We start from the raw sequence: 19,370 nt of genomic DNA, 5'->3' as shown, positions 1-19,370 counted from the left end.
GAAGCTGGGTCACTCTTCGACGTACACTTAACACAAGAGGGGGCGAAGCACTACGACGTTGACTTGTTCAAATGGCCAACAAGGCATAACGCGCCATCATACATTGCTAAGACTCTTTATTACGGCGCAGCCCATGTTAATGGTTCACACTGCTGGGGTTTAACTTGTAGTGGTTTGGGTTTGCGTGGTGTAGGTTTATCAAGCTCCTTTTTAGGCGCTGATTTAGCGGTGTAAAATTGTTGTTTCCACCAAGCGATATCTTCACACCCATGACCTGGGTTTATCGGCTTTTGCGCCTTACAGTCTGGATTATCTTTGGGCAGTTAAGGCGAACATGCATATGTGCACTATGCCCCCACCAAGGGCGGACTTTATTAAGCCAAGCATCATCAGCTTGTGTGCGCTCATTACACAGCTGCTGTTTGATTGCACCATTAACAAATATTCGTGCAACTTGCGGATCTTGAGCAGCAACTTTTATCATCAGTTTATGTTGTGGGTTCCAAGCAGCGGTATCGATTGCGAACTCTTGGTTATCTACCACAGTCAGCGCACGCGGCGATTTAAGCTCAGCTTTACTAAGCGGCTTCTCAGTTAGTCTCAGCCAGATATCAACATCTAAACCAATCTGATGACTGTTATGGCCATAATCAAACTGGCCACCACGGGGCATCGACATATCCCCCACTAGAATTTGCTCAATCCCTTCAGCTTGCAATTGAACAGCATATTGCTGCACAAAGTTCACCAAATTCGGATGACCATAATATCGATCTCGTTGCGGCCTAATCACTTGAAACCCTTTGCCTGATAAGGGCAAAGCTTCTGCGCCAGATAAACAGCCATTTGCATACTCGCCAATAGCTGCAGCGGGCCCTTCAAAAGGTTTTTTAGTATGCTCCCAAGGATTAAAGCGTGCCTGAATATTTGAGCTCGCCATAAGTAGCATCAAAATAATAACAACAGAAAAATACCGCATAACGACTCTCTTTTAATTGGACATAAAGCAAGGTACTAGCAAGGCTCAAAGCTAGGTTAAACTTCAGTTTTATAAGTGTAGAGGGGAATCACAAGAAGGTGGTTACTGTTTGATAAAAATTAATAGAAGATTGCTATAGCAAACCATAAAGCAAGTCGAATTAACAATGAAAAAAGCTGTCAAAACGTTTTGCGTAGTTACCAAGTATCCGCTTCAAATCTGGCAGTTCTAGCTTGCACTTCGGTACATTGCGTTTGCTGGATAAGCTCTGCAAGCGTAATACTAGGATTTTCGGTGATTAATCGGATCAGTTTAGCTTCTAAAGGTTCCAGTTTATCGGCATGCACAATTAACGCCGCTGATATTTTCTTACTCAGGTAGGCAAAGGATTCTTGGCTTACTGAGTTAAGTTGACTATTAAAAGGTTGAACCTTAATCGCCTCTCCTACTAGAGTCCAGTTTCTTGAACGGCGCACGCGCTTAAGCTCACAATGATGCTCAACAGCTATCACTTTTGCTTGATTAACACTCTCTCTGCCGATGCGATGAATAAGCGAAGGCAGTGAAATAGTGATAGCGTCTTTATGCATAGGATTTAGATTTTATTCTTAGGTGTTATTTTCAGATAAATGTCGAATTAACTTAGCAGGGGTGCCACCGTAGAGGCAATCCGCAGGCACATCTTTTGTCACCACAGAGTTTGCAGCAATCACTGAGCGAGCGCCAATTGTCACCCCTTGATTGATAATTGCATTACCACCAATCCATACATCATCTTCAACCACAATAGGTAAACAATGGGTCTGCCATTGCTGGCGCTGACGATAATCTAAATCATGGCTTGCCGAGTAAAACTGAGTATTCGGCCCCACAAGGACATTATTCCCCAGCGTAATAAAACTGCCATCAAGCATGGTGACATTAAGATTAATAAAGCTGTTATCACCTATTGAAATCGTTTTACCAAACTCACATGAAAAAGGTGAACGAATGACACTGCCTTCACCAAAGTGAGCAAATAAGCGCTTAAATAGCCCAAGACGACTTGCGTCATCAACGGTCTGATTAAGCTCTACTAACATCAAGGTTGCATCATCACGCATGGCATTTAATTCTCTATCGCCACCATTAAATGCCTGACCCGATGTCATTTTTTCAAACTCGCTCATGTTAATCCTTCGTCAGTCAATTATTTACCTTTCATCACTTTCAAAGATAATACTTGGGAATGGGTTGAGATGCTTTCAGTTTGTGTGAATTTAGCGACATGCCTAAACTTTTTAAGATAATAGAATCGTGTTTTGAAGATAAAAAAATGCCAGTCAATTTACATCGACTGGCATTAGGCTGTAACAGTATTTGATTTGAACGGTGATAGTGGAGTGTCTATGTATTCAAATCACACTGTCTAAACTTAATTACTTAAGTTCAGCTGGCCATTCTTTCTCAACGCGTTTTTCTAAGAACAATGCTTTTGACGCTTTCATTGCTTCTAAGTCTAAACCGACAAGAGGTTGAACCTTCTCTTTAGTGTCGTATTTAGTCGCATCGTACTTGTACTCAGGCGCATACTTCTTCAATAACGCATTTGCTTCAGTTAATGCTGCATCTAGGATGGCATTAGACTTCTCAAGTAGGCGAATTGCTTCTTCAGGGTTATGAGCATGGATACCATGAGAGGCTGTTGCGCTATCCCAGAACCATTGCGCATTTCTGACTTTAATCAGTAAGCTATTCATTTCACCTGCTAGTGGGGTTTTCGCTTTTAGCGCAGCTTCATAGTTCGCTTTAGCTTCAGCAATACCTTTATTCGCTTCTAAACCTTCGACGCCATTGGCAGCCCAAATAGCTTGTGCTTTGAAGTGAACTTCAGTCAAACGAGGGTCGGTACCGTCAGCTTCAAAACGTAGCTTGTTGATTTCAGCTTTACGCTCAGCAAAGATTTCTTTGAAGTCAGCACCATCATGACAGCCGATACAGCTTTTCGGTAATGTATCTGCTTCAAATGTCACTTTATGGTTCGAGTACTTAGTCCCTTTGTCGTTTGTTGCTTTTGGCATATGACACGTCGTACAACCAAACTCTAAATGGTTATCCATAGCGTGTTCGGTACGATCCATCATGTTCTCATATTCTGGATGTTGTGCTTTAAGCATTGGGGCACCAGATACGGCGTTAGTCCAATCTTTAAAGCCACGGTTATCAAAGTAAGCGAGTTGCGCTTCAGCTGCAAAACCTTCATATAAACCGTCTGTACCTGTGTAACCAACAAACTGTTTGTAGTCTGTTTTCTCACCTGGCACCCAGTAATCCATTGGGTATTTCACTTTCTTTTCATCAGTACCATCGAAGTAGTACTCAACATGACACTGGGCACAAGTTTGGCTTGCTTGCATCGTTGCATCTTGCTTAGAAAACTCTTTACCAATGGCTTTCATTGCACGGTCAGCATAAGGACGGCTAAGACGTAAGTCTTCTTTACCTAACTCATGACAATCCGCACAACCAATGGTGTTCGACATTTCGTGGCCCCAAGTAGACCATGCATTGTCTGAAAACTTGCCTTCACCCACTTCATCATACATGCGAGCTACATCAGGGGTTTTACATGACCAACAACTTGCAGCCATTGCTTCACCGACCATTTTTCCATCATGGCCGACCATTGGATGGCCTACACGTAAGGTTTTAATGATATCTGTTAGTGCAAAGTGATGACCACGTGCACGGTTGTAGTCTTTAGCGAAACCATACCCAGCCCAAGCACTCACGAGATTTGGATTACTGGCAAGTAAGTCGTCAAGTTTGCCTGATGCTGGCGTGCTTTCTTCTGTTTCAGCCCAAGTTTTATATTGTTCTGGGAAAGTTTTTTGCCAGTTTTCACTTTTATATAAATCAACTTCGCCAGCAACACTATAGCCAGTAAATGCGGTAGTAAGCATTACTGCAACAGCTAGTTTTCTTAATTTCATCATCATTCCTCATTAGGATTATTATATTTATGCTGGCATTGTTATCCCCTACAATTACCAAACACATTTTAAATACTCTCGTTAAAGCAATTAGTGCTCTTGGAGATTTTTTAAAATTTAAAAATTTAAAAATCTAAAATATTTAAAACAATTATTATCATAATGAGCTAGGTGAAACAGGGCTTTGCTATATTAATGTGACCCCCTACAAACCAACGCTATTTACTTGTCTCAGTTCAAATTTTTACCTCTAAAAGAGATACCCCTTTAGGGGTAAGGCTTACTAATAAATTCAAAATGGCCGTGCCTAACTTTCAACCTATTAAGGTAAAAAAACAGCAATAACGTTTAGATGAAGCAGAAAACAAAATAAAACAAAATGAAAAGACATTAAAAAACAGAAACTTAAATTTATTTAAAATAATGTAATTAAAATTCACTCGAATCTTAAATGGGTAACAGTTAGCACATTTTTACCTCACAAAAATCATTTAAATATAATCAAGATCAAGTTAAACAACCTATCTAACTTGCATTATTTTCAGAAAATAGAATGACTATATCACTAAGCTTAATTTAACCTTAAATATAAATTAATTATCATTTCAGCTTATATTATTAACAGCAAATTTAGCAAAAAATATAATAAAAGAGCCTAATTTAGTATCAGTAAACAATAACAAAATGACACATTCGTTAATGGTTACGCTGTATAAAGATGACCGTTATTTAATATAAAAAAAACGATATTGAGTGATACCCTAGACAATTAATATTTTCCCTAATATGCCAATATCTTCACTATTTATTTGCTTGGCTTAAATATAATTTAAGGATAGTTAATGTTTGATGTACTGCTTTCAATTTGGCATCAAGATTTTGATGCTCTAATGGAAACTGTTTCGATATATCACTTAATGTTGATATTAGCGTTAATCTTATTTCTAGAATCAAGCTTTGTATTCTTACCCCTTCCCGGTGATGGTCTAGTGCTATTTGTTGGCGGCTTAGTCGGTTTAGGTGTTGTTGAGCTGCAATTGGCCATCGCATTACTGACCGTTGCTGCGGGTCTAGGCTCCTTTATTGCCTATATGCAAGGACGATGGCTGTCACACCACCCTATGGTCAACAAAATCGAGAAAGGACTACCAGACAATACCTTACAGCGGGCATCTGATTTACTCGAGAAGTATGGCTTCCTCGCACTGTTTTTTTCACGGTTTATACCTTTTGTGCGGGTACTCACTCCAATGCTAATGGGGATCAGAAAGCTTGGCGTTAAGCGCACTGTATTAATGAGCGTTACCAGTGCACTGATATGGACCACAACCCTGTTATTTATCGGTCAATGGGTAATGAATAACCCCCTGTTAAGTGACTATCAAGAAACCTTAAATAAAGCATTTTTAGTGGTGAGTATGAGCTTAATGCTATCAGCTACTGCTGCCATGGTGTTTCGTTTTTCAAAAAAGTCTAAAAGTCATAATCAATGATTTCTACTGATTGTCTAAAGCAAAAGTATTAGCGTAAAGCGCTTGTCATCACATATAGCACAGGGTTGTGCTAAGCTTCATTTGATATCAATAATATCAAGTCATTAGCTTGAAATAACTTGCCTAACTAGCAGCTCAGTTATGTTCAATCCAATACCGCATATTTGTTGAATCTAAGGTAAGTATCCCTTTTATGCAGGAGGCATTAAATGCAAGACTATGTGAGTCAAATCGATATTAATCAATATTTGCCCATCATCATCGATGGCGGGATCAATGTATTACTCGCTGCGCTTATACTCATCGTTGGCCTATATGTCGCTAACAAAGCAAGCGCAATTATTAATAAAATTGGTGAGAGCTACGATAAACTCGACAACACCCTATTTCGTTTTTTAGGCAGTGTCGCTAAGTATGTCATTCTTGCATTTGTGGCCATTGCCGTATTAAACCGCTTTGGGGTACAAACCGCATCCATTGTTGCTTTATTAGGTGCAGCAGGCTTAGCAGTTGGCTTAGCACTGCAAGGGACGCTGTCTAACTTAGCTGCCGGCGTTATGCTGTTATTATTCCGCCCTTATAAAGTGGGCGACTTTATTAGTGCAGCCGATCGATTCGGTAATGTTCAAGAAATTGATTTATTCACAACCATTCTTAAAACCTTCGATAATCAGCATATTATTGTTCCTAACAGCCAAATTTGGGGCGCGCAAATTGTTAATCATTCCTTCCATGATATTCGTGGTGTTGATATGCATTTTGGCGTGGCTTACAAAGAGAATACCGATGAAGTAAGAAAAGTGATTGATACAGTGCTTGCCGCTCATCCTCATGTGTTACAAGACCCAGCTCCTTTTGTTGAAGTTGAAACCCTCAATAACAGTTCAGTGGATTTTCTCGTAAGGCCATTTTGTCATGGTGAACACTACTTTGACATCTTGTACTCGATCCCTGAGCAGGTTAAAAAAGCCCTCGATGAAGCGGGAATCGAAATTCCTTTCCCACACAGAAAAGTCATTATTGAGAAAGAAAAATAGTCAATTAGCGATTATCATTAACGAGCAAGCGCCTATAGCCTTGCTCGTTTTCTATTTATCATAACTTGCTATTGTTACCCCTTGAGCCTCAATCCTTCGCTTAAAGCACATTTCAGTCGAGTTTATCGCCGTTTTAACGTTATAATCCCTGCGCAAAAAATCGTGATAACGATTCATCCTATTATTCAAAGAAGTAGAAATAACCCCATGACGCCAGAACGTTTAGCCCGCATCAATGAAATGCTTGATAACCGCCAAGTCGACCTCACTGTGTGTCTCGATAAGGTTCATAAAACCAATAATATCGCTGCTACAGTCCGCACTGCCGATAGCGTAGGTATTCATCAAATTCATGCTGTCATGCCAGAAGATTCATTATGGGTGTCGGGTAATACATCCTCAGGTAGTCACCGCTGGGTTAACACGATTAAGCATGTAACTTATCAAGATGCGTATCAGCAGTTTAGAGCACAGGGAATGCAGGTATTAGCGACGACATTTTCAGACACTGCCGTGGATTTTCGTGAGATTGATTACACTAAACCGACGGTAATTGTACTGGGTAACGAACGAGATGGTGTTAGCCAAGAAGCAATTGACTCCGCCGATCAGCATATCATTATTCCTATGGTAGGCATGGTGCAATCACTGAATGTCTCTGTTGCTGGTGCTTTGATCATGTATGAGGCGCAGCGTCAACGCCAAGAGGCTGGACTGTATAATAACAGGCAATTAGACCATGAATATTGCCAAACTAAGTTATTTGAGCAAGGTCACCCTGTTTACGCTAAAGCCTGTCGAAGAAAGAATATTCCTTACCCAGCGATAGATGAATTAGGACAAATCAGTGCTGATGATGACTGGTGGGATCGCATGCGCGCTCCCGATCAAAATGAAGCATTGGATGAGTAAATTATTACTCGTATTAGCTTCATCACGTTAACTCAACAGCGCCGCTCTGCCATGTATTTGCCGGAGCGGATGTTGAGCAAAACCGATATACGCCAAAGTTGAATGCCCTCTTGATTACCTAAGCAAAATAACGCTATTGCGACGGCCAATTTAAAAATAATTTACAAAAATAATTTACAAAAAATATAAACTAAATAAATCATATGGTTAGACAGTTATATTGACTTTAACTCAATATCTAAACCCGCTCCCCTTTTTCAAATAAAAACTGCATATCACTGAATATTAAATCACACACTTCGCAAAACAGAACAATAAACCTCATCTCAATTTGAATATTTATTCATCAAAAATTCATTTCATCGAGCACGACTCCTTCACTCAACTTTATTTACATTTATTTTACAACTGTAACAACTAAAGATACATTGATCGTCGCAGCGAGCTAAAACAGATTTTTTCGCTGTAAAAATTATAATAAACAATTTTTTACTCTGAATAACATGGAAGATAGTTATGACAAAAAATAAAGCCACAACAGTGCTAGGACTGTCTGTGTTGGCACTTTCGATCTCTGCCAGCATCAACGCAGCACCTGTTTTTACACCAAATGTGAATAGTAATTCACCTCAGCTCGACCAACAAAACCCACTGCCAAAGCGTTATATCGTTAAATTTAAAAATGCCAATGCTGCAGCAGCTGGCTTTTCAACATCTGCATCCTCCGATGCCATAAGTGATGCCCAATACGAACCTAGAAGCAATGAAGTCTTTTCTCATTTTCGCGCCATGAACAGTGTTTCAGCGAAAGAAATGAAGCGAATTGGGCGCAGTAATAGCTATAGCGTTAAGCTCGATAGTAAAAACCTACAAGCACTGAGATATCGTGCCGATGTTGATTACGTTGAAGAAGATGTACCACGTCGATTATTAAGTGAAAGCACTCCTTGGGGTCAGACTTATGTCGGCGCAACAGCTGTCAGTGATAGCCAAGCGGGCAATCGTACAATCTGTATTATTGATTCTGGATACGACTTGGGTCATAACGACTTAAACGCCAACAATGTCACTGGCACCAATAACTCTGGCACTAACAATTGGTATGAGCCAGGAGCTGGAAATGCCCACGGTACTCACGTTGCAGGTACCATTGCAGCTATCGCTAACAATGAAGGTGTTGTTGGTGTTATGCCAAATCAAAACGCGAACATCCATGTGATTAAAGTGTTTAATGCTTCTGGTTGGGGTTATTCATCCGATCTAGTCGCAGCTGTCGATACTTGTGTGAATAACAACGCTGATGTTGTCACCATGAGTTTAGGTGGTTCAGGCTCTAGTAACACAGAGAGAAATGCGCTCGCTGCCCATGAAAATAACGGTGTGTTATTGATTGCAGCTGCAGGTAATGATGGTAATTCAACTCTGAGCTACCCAGCATCTTATGACTCTGTCATGTCAGTAGCGGCGGTCGATAGCAATAAAGACCATGCGGCATTTTCGCAGTTCACTGCGCAAGTCGAAATCTCAGGTCCTGGTGAAGCAATTTTATCAACGGTGACCCGAGGCGAAGGTCGTTTAGCCGATATTACTATTAACGGTCAATCGTATTTTGATAATGGCGTTGTGCCGCATAATCGCTATGTACTTTCTGGTTCAAACCATGTCAGTACTCCTTTTATCGGCTCTGCAACGGGTGAGTTGGCAGAATGTACCGTTAACGGCAGTAGTTTTAACTGTGGCAACATGAACAATAAAATTTGTTTAGTTGAACGTATTGGCAACCAAGGGACAAGTTACCCTGATATTAACGCTGTTAAAGCTTGTGAAGCCGCAGGTGCTAGCGCGTCAATTGTCTACAGTAATACCGCCTTACCAGGACTACAAAACCCATTTTTAGTCGACAGTAATAATGAAGCCCCTATTGTATCTGTCTCAGTCGATCGCGCTACAGGTCTGGCACTGCGAAATCAAATCGGCGCGACTGCAACTGTCAGCAATACCGATAATGAAGATTACGAGTACTACAATGGTACATCTATGGCCACACCACATGTATCAGGTGTCGCTACTTTAGTTTGGAGTCATCACCCAGAATGTAGTGCGGCCCAAGTACGTGCTGCGCTTAATGCAACAGCTGAAGACTTAGATGTTGCAGGTCGTGATAACCGAACCGGTTATGGTTTGGTTGATGCCCAAGCAGCTAAAGCTTATTTGGATGCTTCTTGTAATGGACCAACAGATCCTGGCACAGGTGTCGGTGATAATGAGCTGGTCAATGGTGTGGCTAAATCTAATTTAAGTGGCGCGACAGGTGATGAGTTATTTTACACAATTGATGTACCAGCAGGTGCTACAGACTTAAGCTTTACTATGAGCGGCGGTAGCGGTGACGCTGATTTATACGTGCAATATGGCGCAGCACCAACCACCAGCAGCTATGACTGTCGTCCTTGGAAAGGCGGAAATGCTGAATCTTGTCCTATCGCTTCAGCGCAAACGGGTACATACCATGTCATGGTGCGAGGTTATAGTGCATTTAGTGGCGTGAGTTTAGTGGCTAACTACACTGATTCGACTGGCGGTGGCAGTGGCGGCACCGGCGGCGCTGCAACTTACTCAAACAATACTAGCTATAACATTCCTGATAACAGCAGTGTAGGCGCTAGTAGCACCTTATCTGCAACACGCACGGGTGACTCAGGTGAAATCACCGTCAGCGTCAATATTAGTCATACTTACATCGGTGATTTAAAAGTCGAGCTATATAGCCCTACTGGTCAAGTTGCTGTATTGCATGACAACAGTGGCGGCAGTGCCAATGACATTGTTAACACCTATACGGTTGATATGTCAGGTGTTGAGTCATCTGGAAATTGGACGCTAAAAGCGGTTGATAGTGCACGACGAGATACTGGAACAATAAACGCTTGGGAATTAAGTTTTCAATAACTCGACCCTGTCCGTAATGGGCAAGTTATAGCGCCTATGTTGCTGTAGCACTATATCTTTCTTATGCCTGCCAGCTCCCCTCTGGCAGGCATTTTTTATCAATCACTTACAGTTAAGTTCAACCTTGCGGCCGCCTTCGACTTCTGTCACTTGATAATGCCATCCATATTGATTCACTAATTTTTCAGTTAACTCTAACCCTAATCCAAAGCCCAAATCATCCGCTTGATTTTGATCATCAGGGTCAAGGTTATAATTGGTAATCGATAAGTGATCGTTTAACTGCTCAATCACCACCTTGCCGTTAAAAGTATGCTGAAATGCATTACGAATAAGGTTAGTAATAATGATCCGATATAAGCCTTCAGACATGGTTAATTCAGTATCGTCTGTACTCAAAGTGACTTCTACCGTTTTACCTTGTAAAAGATAATGTAACTCTGCTGTAATCGCTTCGACTAACGCGCCAACGGCCACATCACTGGTCGGTAATGACTTGCCTTCTTGACGGTTTAACCACAATAAGGTTTCAGTTAAATCAGTCATTGTTAGCCCTGCTCGCTCTATTCTATCAAGCACAGCCAGCTGTTTTTCTGCGGGCAATTGCTTCGTTATCATTTTACGTAATAGCTCAGCATTGGTACGAGAAACGGCAATAGGAGTGCGCAGCTCATGGCTTGCATAGCCTAAAAAGCGTTTTTCTCTGCCTAAGGTTTCCTGCACAGAGCTTAAACTTGACTGTACTATATCAGCTAACGTGTTTAGTTCACTGTAATGAAAATTAGGACGAGGCTGAGTTAGCTTGTCTTTATCAAGCGATTTAGCCCACTCTTTTAACTGTTCAACGGGATTGGCGACTTTGCGCAGTACTAAAAAAAGCACTAATGAAAACAACATAATCGCAATCAGTCCGACAAGTAAAATATAGATAAATTGCGGTGGTTTATTACTGCGCTTTTGTTTGTCTTTCTTATCTAGCATGACAGAGGCATAACGCACTGTATCGCCAGATATAACCTTCATTGCAAACAAGGCTCTTTTGGGTTGATCGATTATCGGTAACCCATCGATTTTTTTGGTTAACTGATTAGGCTCTAGGTCATTAACATCAATGTTATCTTGGATCACTTGGGGCAATGACTCCCAACGAGTCGCGACGGTAAGTTCCCCTATCGTTAAGGGCTTGTCGCCCTCTAATGTTATTTCATTCGCTTGAGAGCGAACAAAGTTCGTCATCGCAACATCTAACCCAGAAAAAAAATAACTGACCGCAACAGCTGACATGCCGACAACGATAACAGTGCCAGTGAGTAACATGGCAAGTAAAAAGTATATTTTTATGCTGGGTCTTATCTTCATGATGTGGGCACACTCTTTTCAGATTCAACTTTAAGAACAAAGCCTTGGCCTGTTATCGTATGAATTAACTTATGCGCTTCTTCGCAGTTTCCATCTACGGCTTTACGTAAGTTAAACATGTGCACTTTAAGACTATTACTGTCTGGCTGCTCATCTCCCCACACACTTTGCATGAGCTTTTCTCGTGAAACAACTTTAGGACTTTCTCGTAATAAACACTCAAGTATTTTAGTCGCTGTGGGTGACAATTTAAGCGGCTGCTGTTTTCGTGTAGCCGTTTTGCTGTGCAGATCTAATGCTAAATCCGCTACCATAAGTTTACTTACCTCGCCGCTGCGTCTGCGTGATAGCACTTGCGATCGTACAATTAACTCTTCCATCGCAAAGGGTTTAATGAGGTAATCATCTGCCCCTTTTGAAAAGCCAACTAACTTATCATCTAAGGTATCTCGGGCGGTAAGCATTAGCACTGGTACATCAATGCCTTGAGCGCGTATACGTTCACACACTTCAAGGCCATTCATTTTCGGCAGGTTTAAATCCAACACCACAACATCATATTGATTGGTTTCAATTAAATTAACGCCGACAGCGCCATTGGCTGCGTGATCGCACTGAATATCTTCCAGTTCAAGGTAATCAATAATCGCTGTTGCTAGGTCAATATCATCTTCAACCAGAAGTAACTGCAAATGATCAGACATTGTTTTCCCTCTTAGATTCCATATCAGTGCGAAGCTTTATCGCCCGCGTATAATTGTGTATTCAATAGCCGTTACGCTGCACAAAACGAGCATCATTCACTGAGCAATAAGATCATATACTCAGTCTAACTGAATCGAACGATGCGTTACATTTCATTCTGCTATCATTGCGTTTGCAAAGTGTTAGCTGAGCCAAACAAACGTTGCTTTAACCTTTTAATGCCGCTTTCAGCATCGGCTTGAATCATCAGCAACGACGGTGTTAATACTAAGGTTATCACTGTAGCAAATAGGATACCGTAACCTAATGCCGCTGCTGCAGGAATTAAGAACTGCGCTTGCATTGAGGTTTCACTTAATAGCGGAGCAAGACCTGCAAATGTGGTAATCGAGGTCAGTAACACAGCACGTAAACGTCCTGTACAAGCTTGCTCAATAGCATCGCCAATCGGCATCGACTTCTCACGTACTAACTCATTAAAACGTGATACTAGTAGTAGACTGTCATTCACCACCACGCCACTTAACGCCAAAATACCATTTAGCGATAAGATACTGATAGTTAAATCATTCCACCAGTGCCCTAAAATCGCCCCCACAATACCAAATGGAATCGCTATCATAATGATCATTGGCTGCACGTACGATTTAAGCGGTATCGCCAACAGCGCAAAAATTAATATTAGCGCTAATACAAAGGTCGCTTGCATTGAGTCTGTGGACTCTTTTTGCTGCTCAGCTTCACCTGTAAAGTCAATTTTTACCGTTGGGTAGTCAGCGTTTAATTGTGGCACCATGCTTTGCTGCAATTGCGTGACCAACTCATTGGACGCAATCACTTCTTTATCAACCACAGCGGTAATGTATACCGCGCGCTGATTATCAATACGGGTGATTTCTGACTGCTGATAATCAGAGTAAACGTTGGCGACCGAAATTAGCGGCACAACAGTACCATCAGCGGTTCTGACATTGGCTGTCGTGACATCAGCAAACGTCTGACGATTTTCCTCAGGGTAACGAACACGCACTTTCACTTCATCTTTACCACGTTGAAAACGCTGGACAATATCACCACCAAACGCTTGCAATACTTGCTTGGCTAAGTCAGCGGTATCCATCCCTAAAGCGCGCCCTTGAGGTGTTAACTCAAAACGGTACTGCGGCTCACCTAAGTCAAGGTTATCATCGATGCCACTCACGCCGTCTATGGTTTGCAGTTTTTGCTTAAGTTTATTGGCCGCTTCAGTTAATAAGCCATCATCATTGGCTTTAAGCTCAACTTTAAAGTTATCGACCATTTCCTTCATCGACAATACTTTAAGCTTACTTACCCCTTCCATTTGCGATGACATATCTGACCATGCATTGGCAAAATCACGCGCGGTATAAGCGGCATCACTGTCTAATTCGATGATCACCGAACCTGACTTATCGGCGCTAGCGGTAACCTGAATGCTGCTAATATCAGAGTGTGAATCAGCACCAAAATCACTTGAAAACTCCGTCTCGCCTGCGGCTAAACGCAAGGTTTTATCAAGCTCAATGGCATTGGCTTCCAGTGTCATCAAATTGGTTTGAGTTTGGCCGTAGCTACTGTCGTTAACCATGCGTATTTCAGCTCGCACTGTATCGCCTGCAATTTCAGGGAAAAAGGCCACGCGAACGCCACCGGTAAATGGCATACCAATCACTAACAAAAACAGTGCGATAAATACCATCACAACCGCATAACGCAACTTAAGGGCTTGGCTAATGACCTTTTTATAAACATGGTTGTTAAACCAATCTAGGCTATTATCAGCGCCTTGTTGAATCGTATTCCAAAACGTTTTTTTATCACTGCGCTGTGTATTCACATGCGCTAAATGGGCAGGCAAAATCAATTTAGATTCCACCAAAGACAGCAACAAACAGATGGTCACAATCGTGCCAAACTGTGCGTAAATTTCCCCTAGCTTACCTTCAATTGCGGCTATCGACATAAAGGCCACAACCGTTGTGAGTACCCCAAAAATCGTCGGTGCGGCAACTTTATGGGTACCGATAATAGTGCTTCGGATTGAGTCGCCTTGTTGCTTACGTGTGGTATAGATACTTTCACCAATCACTACCGCATCATCAACCACGATCCCAAGGGCCATGATAAAACCAAAGGTAGTCATTTCATTTAAGGTAAACCCAGCAAAGGTGTCCGTCATAAAAAATAACGTGCCGCTGAAGACAAACGGTAAGCTGGCTGCCACCCAAAATGCGACACGGATATTTAAGAATAACGCCAAAATGATAAAGACTAACGCAATACCACTTAATGCATTTTTCGCTAACAGCGATAACCGTTCAGTGATCAGATCACTCTTGTCATACCAACTTTCAATCTCAACATTTTCAGGTAATAGGTTGCTGCTACGCCATGTTTCGATAACCTGTTTTGCTTGTGCAACGATATCAACCACATCACTGTATTCATCCATGACGACCTGAATACCCATCGCGTTTTGTTGGTTATAACGAGATAAACTGAATGTATCTTCTTCAAACGTATCGGTAACCACGGCAATGTCAGACAGTAGAATATGACTGCCATCGGCATAGGTTAATACTGAGATATTTTTAAAGTCTTCAACTTCATAAGCTTGCTCAGACACTTTTAGGCGCACGGTTTTATCGGCATTACGTAAACTGGTCACGATACTGCTTGATGACTCAGCATTAATAGCATTAGAGACATCGGTCAAAGTCAGGCCATATGCCTGTAGTTTGACCTCATTAACCTCAACTGAAATCATTGGATCAAGTTTGGCGCTAATCGATAAGTCACGAATAGCACTTTGACTTAACAAATCTGATTTAAGCTGCTCTGCTAAATCTTGTAGGGTTTTGCGGTCAGCATCACCGTATAGTTGCACCCATATGGCATGCTCTTGGCGACGGGCTTTATCAATAACCGGATTGTCAGCATCGGTTGGTAAGTTATTGATCGCATCAACTTTGGTTTTCACGTCAGTTAGCAACGTATCTAGGTCATAGTTAGTTTCTTTTTCGATTGAAACATTACTGCCTGATGCATTAGAAGTTGAAGTAATACGCTTAACACCTGAAACGGTTTCAAGCGCTTCTTCAATCTTCATCGCGATACTTTCTTCAGCACGAATAGGGTCACCACTGTCGTAACTCACCGATACTGTGACTAAGTCTGGTTCAAGGCTTGGAAAAGCTTCTTTGCGAATATCATTGAATGAAAACAGGCCGACAATGATCACGCCCATCATTAATAAGTTTGCCGCTACTGAGTTTTGAGCGAACCAAGAAATAATGCCTGATGGCAATGACGCTTTGGCATTTACATGCTGACTCATTATAGCTCCTCAGTTGTTGGTACAACTTTCATACCCGCTTTAAAGTTGCTTAGTGGACGCTTAACCACTTGGGCTAATTCGGCCTCTTCTGTTGGAGTGACATAGATTTTATTCTGGCGCTCGAACAAGGTATGTGCTGTTGATTTTTGCAATAATCCTTGGGCATCAACCGTCCAAATTTCTCCTTGCTGTGAACGAGCTGATGAAGGCAGCTCCCATAGATAATCTAGTGTCATCCCTTCAATGGTTGCTTCAACAAAGGTGCCAGGATAAAGCGGCGCACCTTGCTCAAGTGGTTTTTCGACCACTAACACTAATGAACGTTGACGTGTGTCCTTGGCAACATATTGATGAGTACGTTCAACATAGGCAGACCACTGTTGCCCTTGTGTGGTGTCGCTGCCTGTTGCTTTTATTGTTGCGTGCCATTGCTGCGCACTATCAGTATTAGCAGTGGCAGCATCAGTGCCATTACCCGCATTCATTACAGCTTGCGGTAAGTTAGCCCATTGCTTTTCGGATAACGGGATCTCAATCTCTATGCGGTCAACGCTATACAACATTGCGACTTCACCACCGACATTAATAAAGCTGCCTAATTGCACATTACGGCTGACAATCACCCCATCAAACGGGGCTTTTATTTCTGTATAGTGAAGATCACGCTCAGCTTTTTCTAACGATTTTTGCGCATTCTCTAACGCAGCTTCAGCGCTTGCCAGTTGCGGCTCTCTAAGCACTAACGGTGAACTAGGTTCTCCACTTAACCCTGAGCGTTGCCACTCACTTCTTGCCTGTTCGCCTTCACGTTGCTCTTCTAGAAGTGCAAGTCTTGCTGTTGCGACATCGGCTTTAGCCTGTGACACAGCTTGCTGAAAGCTGGTGTCATCTAATCTTGCTAACAGTTCGCCTTTTTTGACAACTCGACCAGACTCAAAGCTGTCAGCTAACCATGTAATTCGACCACTGATTTCACTGGTATAGGTCAGCTCAAAGCGTGGTTTGGTTTCGCCATATCCGGTGACTTGCGCCTGATAAGACTCCACAGCCGTCAGCTGTACCGCCACTTGCGATAACAAGGTGGTATTCGACGATGAAGCGGGTTTACCTTCAGGGCGCTCAGGTTGGTGCGCTTGAGTCGATGCCGCTGGCCCCTTCCCTTTCTCACCAGGTCCCGGTCCCATTTGACTGCCGTTATAAGCCGCGACGACAAATATTGAACCAGCAGCAGCTAAAGTGATCGCAATCGTTAAGGCATTCTTTTTTAATTTACGGGTAATGATTTGCTTCATGCTGATACTCCTAAACCTAGTGCTAGACCTAATTCAATTCGGTTTAATAATCTTTGATAAGTGGTGTTAGTTAATTGCGCTTCGACATCGAATGCCTGTTGCTGAACAGTCAATAAATCCAATATGTCGACTAAACCTTGGCGATACTTTTGCTGGTAACTGACGATGCTGCGCTGTGCACTTAAAAACGCATCGTCAAGATGGCTTTGCTGCAAGGTTAAAGCGCTTTCTTGGCCAATCGTATTCTCAACTTCGTTAACTGCAGTCAACAGGGTTTCTTGATAAGCCCAAAAGCTTTGCTCTGTCGTCAGTTGCGCTATTTCAGCTTGTGATTTAAGTTCACCACCTTGAAATAACGGTGCCGACATTTGCCCTAACACACTCCAAAGTGGGTTAGTCAGTAATGCTTCACTTGGGGTTTGAGCAATATCAGTTAAACTTGCCGACAAGCTAAATGAAGGCAACATTGCTTTATAAGCTGCGTCAGTGCGCAATGCTTCAGCTTCAATATTAAAGAAGGCTTGTTGTAAATCGGGGCGGCCTGCCATATTTTGCACAGGCACAGCATCGAGCGGGTTAATGACATGGGGAAACTCACTGACAACATCAAGCGCTGGCATCTCACTTTCTGGCTGCCACTGACCAGTGAGTAACATCAAGCTTCGCTTGCTTTGGGCGACACTCTCTTGGTATTGAACCACTGTAGCGCGAGTTGAAGCTGTACTCGTTTTAGCATTATCCAACTCTTCTAATGAGCCTAGGCCAGCTTGGTAACGTTCAAGCACTAAGGTTTCATTTTGCGCAAGGATGGCTAAACGGCGCTGTTCAATATCTAATAATTGTTGGTTAACACTGATCTCAAGCCAACCTCGCATGATATTAGCTGCAAGCAGATTTTTAGCCGCATCTAAACTGGCTTGAGTCGCAGCAATATCTTTTGTGGCTGCTGCGGAGCTATCAGCCAACTTTTGCCAGATATCCAATTCCCAACTGACGGTGACATCAGCGCTATAAGATTCATCGCTGTCTTCGGCGTTTTGGGCATCAAATCCAGCACTCACGCTTGGCAAGCGACTAGCAGAAGTCACCCCTTGTTGTGCATAAGCAATCTTAAGGGCAATGATGCTTTGTTGTAAGCTTGGACTATGGTTTAACGCCGCCTCAAGGTAGGTATTCAATGCGGGTACACAGACTAAATCAGTCAATAACACATTGGCGTTAGTTGTATGTTGCACACCCGCATGACTCCCCGTACTTTCATTGACTGTTTTAATCAACTTTTCAATAGTTTGAGTACGATTGTCTGATGCTTGAGTCGCAAAGTTTGCACTGTCATTGGCAGCGCAGCCGACTAGGCTTGTTAACACGATTGCAATGATGGAATGTCGAAACGTCATTGATGCTCTCCCACTAATATTGGGATAAGCATAATGAAGTGTGGGTTAAGGCAGGGTTAACGTCGATAAGTTCTAAGTAACACACGACAAGGATTGAATAATGACTTCAAACTATTTAGGATCTTGCTATCAACATTCATTTAAGAAGTAACTCATGACCACCGAGCTTTATTTTATCTACGACTCACACTGCCCTTGGAGCTATGCTACCAATCCGATTGTGAATGCCTTACAAGATGCCTACCCTAAAATGAAGGTACACCTGCTGCACACAGCACATTACATGGGCAAAGACAGTGCAGGCGAAGAGCAAATGGAAGCGGCAGCCAGAGCCAGTGGCCTTAAATTTGGTCGTGAGCACATTCGTTATGTGAATAGTCCCAAAAATTCTGTCAAAACAGCAAACTTAATGGGCTGGCTGCAAAGCAAACAAGCCGACAAGCAATTACCTGTACTTAATGCATTGCAAAGAGCCCATTTTATTGAAGGTAATCCACTGGGTACCAAACATGATTTTATGGACATTGTCGCCGAATATAAGCTGTCTCCATCAAACAAAATATTTAGAGATGAGCTAAGTGTCGATGCTGAATGTGTACTTGAAGCGATTGCAGAAATTCAGCAGATGTTAGGCACTGCAAACTTTCCTGCGTTAGTGATGACAGTTGGTGACAACGCGATTTTCATTGACCACTCAAAATATATCAGCACGCCACTTGCCGTTGTTGATGCCGTTAAAAAAGAAATTGCAGCTTTTAAATAACGCCAATATCAATTAAAAAAAACACGGTTTATACCGTGTTTTTTTTATGCCGATAACACCGGCTTTCTGCACAGGTTTACACAGCCTGAGGCAATTGATTTAGCCAATAATCAATTACCGCTGGCTGGTTCTGTTAGAATGTCGCCCATAATAA

General features: G+C 42.2%; 13 protein-coding genes and 1 pseudogene. 5 read left to right on the top strand and 9 right to left on the bottom strand.

The features are described 5' to 3' along the window. Positions 1-119: 119 nt before the first annotated feature. The 4 genes and pseudogenes from mepA to SJ2017_RS04375 all read right to left on the bottom strand — a co-directional run bounded on the left by mepA (position 120) and on the right by SJ2017_RS04375 (position 3,951). Positions 120-940 (bottom strand): annotated as a pseudogene (gene mepA / locus SJ2017_RS04390) (penicillin-insensitive murein endopeptidase). Between the two features lie 236 nt (positions 941-1,176). Continuing rightward, positions 1,177-1,569: a ribosome recycling factor family protein gene (locus tag SJ2017_RS04385; protein ID WP_080914984.1), complete on the bottom strand. Its 393-nt coding sequence runs from the start codon at positions 1,567-1,569 to the stop codon at positions 1,177-1,179. 18 nt (positions 1,570-1,587) lie between these two features. After that, positions 1,588-2,148, bottom strand: a complete 561-nt coding sequence (locus tag SJ2017_RS04380; RefSeq protein ID WP_080914983.1) for a sugar O-acetyltransferase — start codon at positions 2,146-2,148, stop codon at positions 1,588-1,590. A gap of 249 nt (positions 2,149-2,397) precedes the next feature. Further along, a complete protein-coding gene (locus SJ2017_RS04375) occupies positions 2,398-3,951 on the bottom strand; it encodes an ammonia-forming cytochrome c nitrite reductase subunit c552 (RefSeq protein ID WP_080914982.1) in 1,554 nt (517 codons plus the stop codon). Between the two features lie 842 nt (positions 3,952-4,793). Here SJ2017_RS04375 and SJ2017_RS04370 point away from each other — a divergent pair. From SJ2017_RS04370 to SJ2017_RS04355, 4 genes are all read left to right on the top strand, one after another. Then, positions 4,794-5,444 carry a DedA family protein gene (locus SJ2017_RS04370; protein ID WP_055022534.1) on the top strand — a complete coding sequence of 217 codons (651 nt, stop codon included), beginning with the start codon at positions 4,794-4,796 and terminating at the stop codon, positions 5,442-5,444. A 209-nt stretch (positions 5,445-5,653) separates the two neighbouring features. After that, complete coding sequence (locus SJ2017_RS04365) at positions 5,654-6,481, top strand: mechanosensitive ion channel family protein (RefSeq protein WP_080914981.1); 828 nt, start codon at positions 5,654-5,656, stop codon at positions 6,479-6,481. Positions 6,482-6,688: 207 nt separating this feature from the next. Then, positions 6,689-7,393 (top strand): tRNA (guanosine(18)-2'-O)-methyltransferase TrmH, encoded by a 705-nt coding sequence (gene trmH, locus SJ2017_RS04360; protein WP_080914980.1) that lies wholly within the window; start codon positions 6,689-6,691, stop codon positions 7,391-7,393. 516 nt (positions 7,394-7,909) lie between these two features. Beyond that, entirely contained in the window at positions 7,910-10,342 is a 2,433-nt protein-coding gene (locus tag SJ2017_RS04355) for a S8 family serine peptidase (protein WP_080914979.1), read from the top strand. Between the two features lie 102 nt (positions 10,343-10,444). On the opposite strand, the gene SJ2017_RS04350 is transcribed toward SJ2017_RS04355, so the two are convergent. The 5 genes from SJ2017_RS04350 to SJ2017_RS04330 form a co-directional block, all read right to left on the bottom strand. Further along, complete coding sequence (locus SJ2017_RS04350; protein ID WP_080914978.1) at positions 10,445-11,701, bottom strand: sensor histidine kinase; 1,257 nt, start codon at positions 11,699-11,701, stop codon at positions 10,445-10,447. Next, a complete protein-coding gene (locus SJ2017_RS04345; RefSeq protein WP_055022541.1) occupies positions 11,698-12,405 on the bottom strand; it encodes a response regulator transcription factor in 708 nt (235 codons plus the stop codon). The genes SJ2017_RS04350 and SJ2017_RS04345 overlap by 4 nt, the downstream gene beginning before the upstream one ends. 164 nt (positions 12,406-12,569) lie before the next feature. After that, a complete protein-coding gene (locus SJ2017_RS04340; RefSeq protein ID WP_080914977.1) occupies positions 12,570-15,764 on the bottom strand; it encodes an efflux RND transporter permease subunit in 3,195 nt (1,064 codons plus the stop codon). Then, positions 15,764-17,056, bottom strand: a complete 1,293-nt coding sequence (locus SJ2017_RS04335) for an efflux RND transporter periplasmic adaptor subunit (protein ID WP_080914976.1) — start codon at positions 17,054-17,056, stop codon at positions 15,764-15,766. The genes SJ2017_RS04340 and SJ2017_RS04335 overlap by 1 nt, the downstream gene beginning before the upstream one ends. After that, positions 17,053-18,453: a TolC family protein gene (locus tag SJ2017_RS04330; protein WP_080914975.1), complete on the bottom strand. Its 1,401-nt coding sequence runs from the start codon at positions 18,451-18,453 to the stop codon at positions 17,053-17,055. The genes SJ2017_RS04335 and SJ2017_RS04330 overlap by 4 nt, the downstream gene beginning before the upstream one ends. A 154-nt stretch (positions 18,454-18,607) precedes the next feature. Here SJ2017_RS04330 and SJ2017_RS04325 point away from each other — a divergent pair, with 154 nt between their 5' ends. Next, positions 18,608-19,216: a protein-disulfide isomerase gene (locus SJ2017_RS04325; protein WP_080914974.1), complete on the top strand. Its 609-nt coding sequence runs from the start codon at positions 18,608-18,610 to the stop codon at positions 19,214-19,216. Positions 19,217-19,370: the final 154 nt, after the last annotated feature.

Source organism: Shewanella japonica (genome assembly GCF_002075795.1).
Lineage (GTDB): Bacteria > Pseudomonadota > Gammaproteobacteria > Enterobacterales > Shewanellaceae > Shewanella > Shewanella japonica.
This window is presented reverse-complemented; position numbering and strand designations above follow the sequence as displayed.

What these genes read in the sequence shown, in the direction of transcription:
- SJ2017_RS04370 (WP_055022534.1), top strand. Translation starts at nt 4,794, where the DNA reads ATGTTTGATGTACTGCTTTCAATTTGGCATCAAGATTTTGATGCTCTA.
- SJ2017_RS04330 (WP_080914975.1), bottom strand. Translation starts at nt 18,453, where the DNA reads ATGACGTTTCGACATTCCATCATTGCAATCGTGTTAACAAGCCTAGTC.
- SJ2017_RS04350 (WP_080914978.1), bottom strand. Translation starts at nt 11,701, where the DNA reads ATGAAGATAAGACCCAGCATAAAAATATACTTTTTACTTGCCATGTTA.
- SJ2017_RS04375 (WP_080914982.1), bottom strand. Translation starts at nt 3,951, where the DNA reads ATGAAATTAAGAAAACTAGCTGTTGCAGTAATGCTTACTACCGCATTT.
- SJ2017_RS04340 (WP_080914977.1), bottom strand. Translation starts at nt 15,764, where the DNA reads ATGAGTCAGCATGTAAATGCCAAAGCGTCATTGCCATCAGGCATTATT.
- SJ2017_RS04345 (WP_055022541.1), bottom strand. Translation starts at nt 12,405, where the DNA reads ATGTCTGATCATTTGCAGTTACTTCTGGTTGAAGATGATATTGACCTA.
- SJ2017_RS04365 (WP_080914981.1), top strand. Translation starts at nt 5,654, where the DNA reads ATGCAAGACTATGTGAGTCAAATCGATATTAATCAATATTTGCCCATC.
- SJ2017_RS04380 (WP_080914983.1), bottom strand. Translation starts at nt 2,148, where the DNA reads ATGAGCGAGTTTGAAAAAATGACATCGGGTCAGGCATTTAATGGTGGC.
- trmH (WP_080914980.1), top strand. Translation starts at nt 6,689, where the DNA reads ATGACGCCAGAACGTTTAGCCCGCATCAATGAAATGCTTGATAACCGC.
- SJ2017_RS04355 (WP_080914979.1), top strand. Translation starts at nt 7,910, where the DNA reads ATGACAAAAAATAAAGCCACAACAGTGCTAGGACTGTCTGTGTTGGCA.
- SJ2017_RS04325 (WP_080914974.1), top strand. Translation starts at nt 18,608, where the DNA reads ATGACCACCGAGCTTTATTTTATCTACGACTCACACTGCCCTTGGAGC.
- SJ2017_RS04335 (WP_080914976.1), bottom strand. Translation starts at nt 17,056, where the DNA reads ATGAAGCAAATCATTACCCGTAAATTAAAAAAGAATGCCTTAACGATT.
- SJ2017_RS04385 (WP_080914984.1), bottom strand. Translation starts at nt 1,569, where the DNA reads ATGCATAAAGACGCTATCACTATTTCACTGCCTTCGCTTATTCATCGC.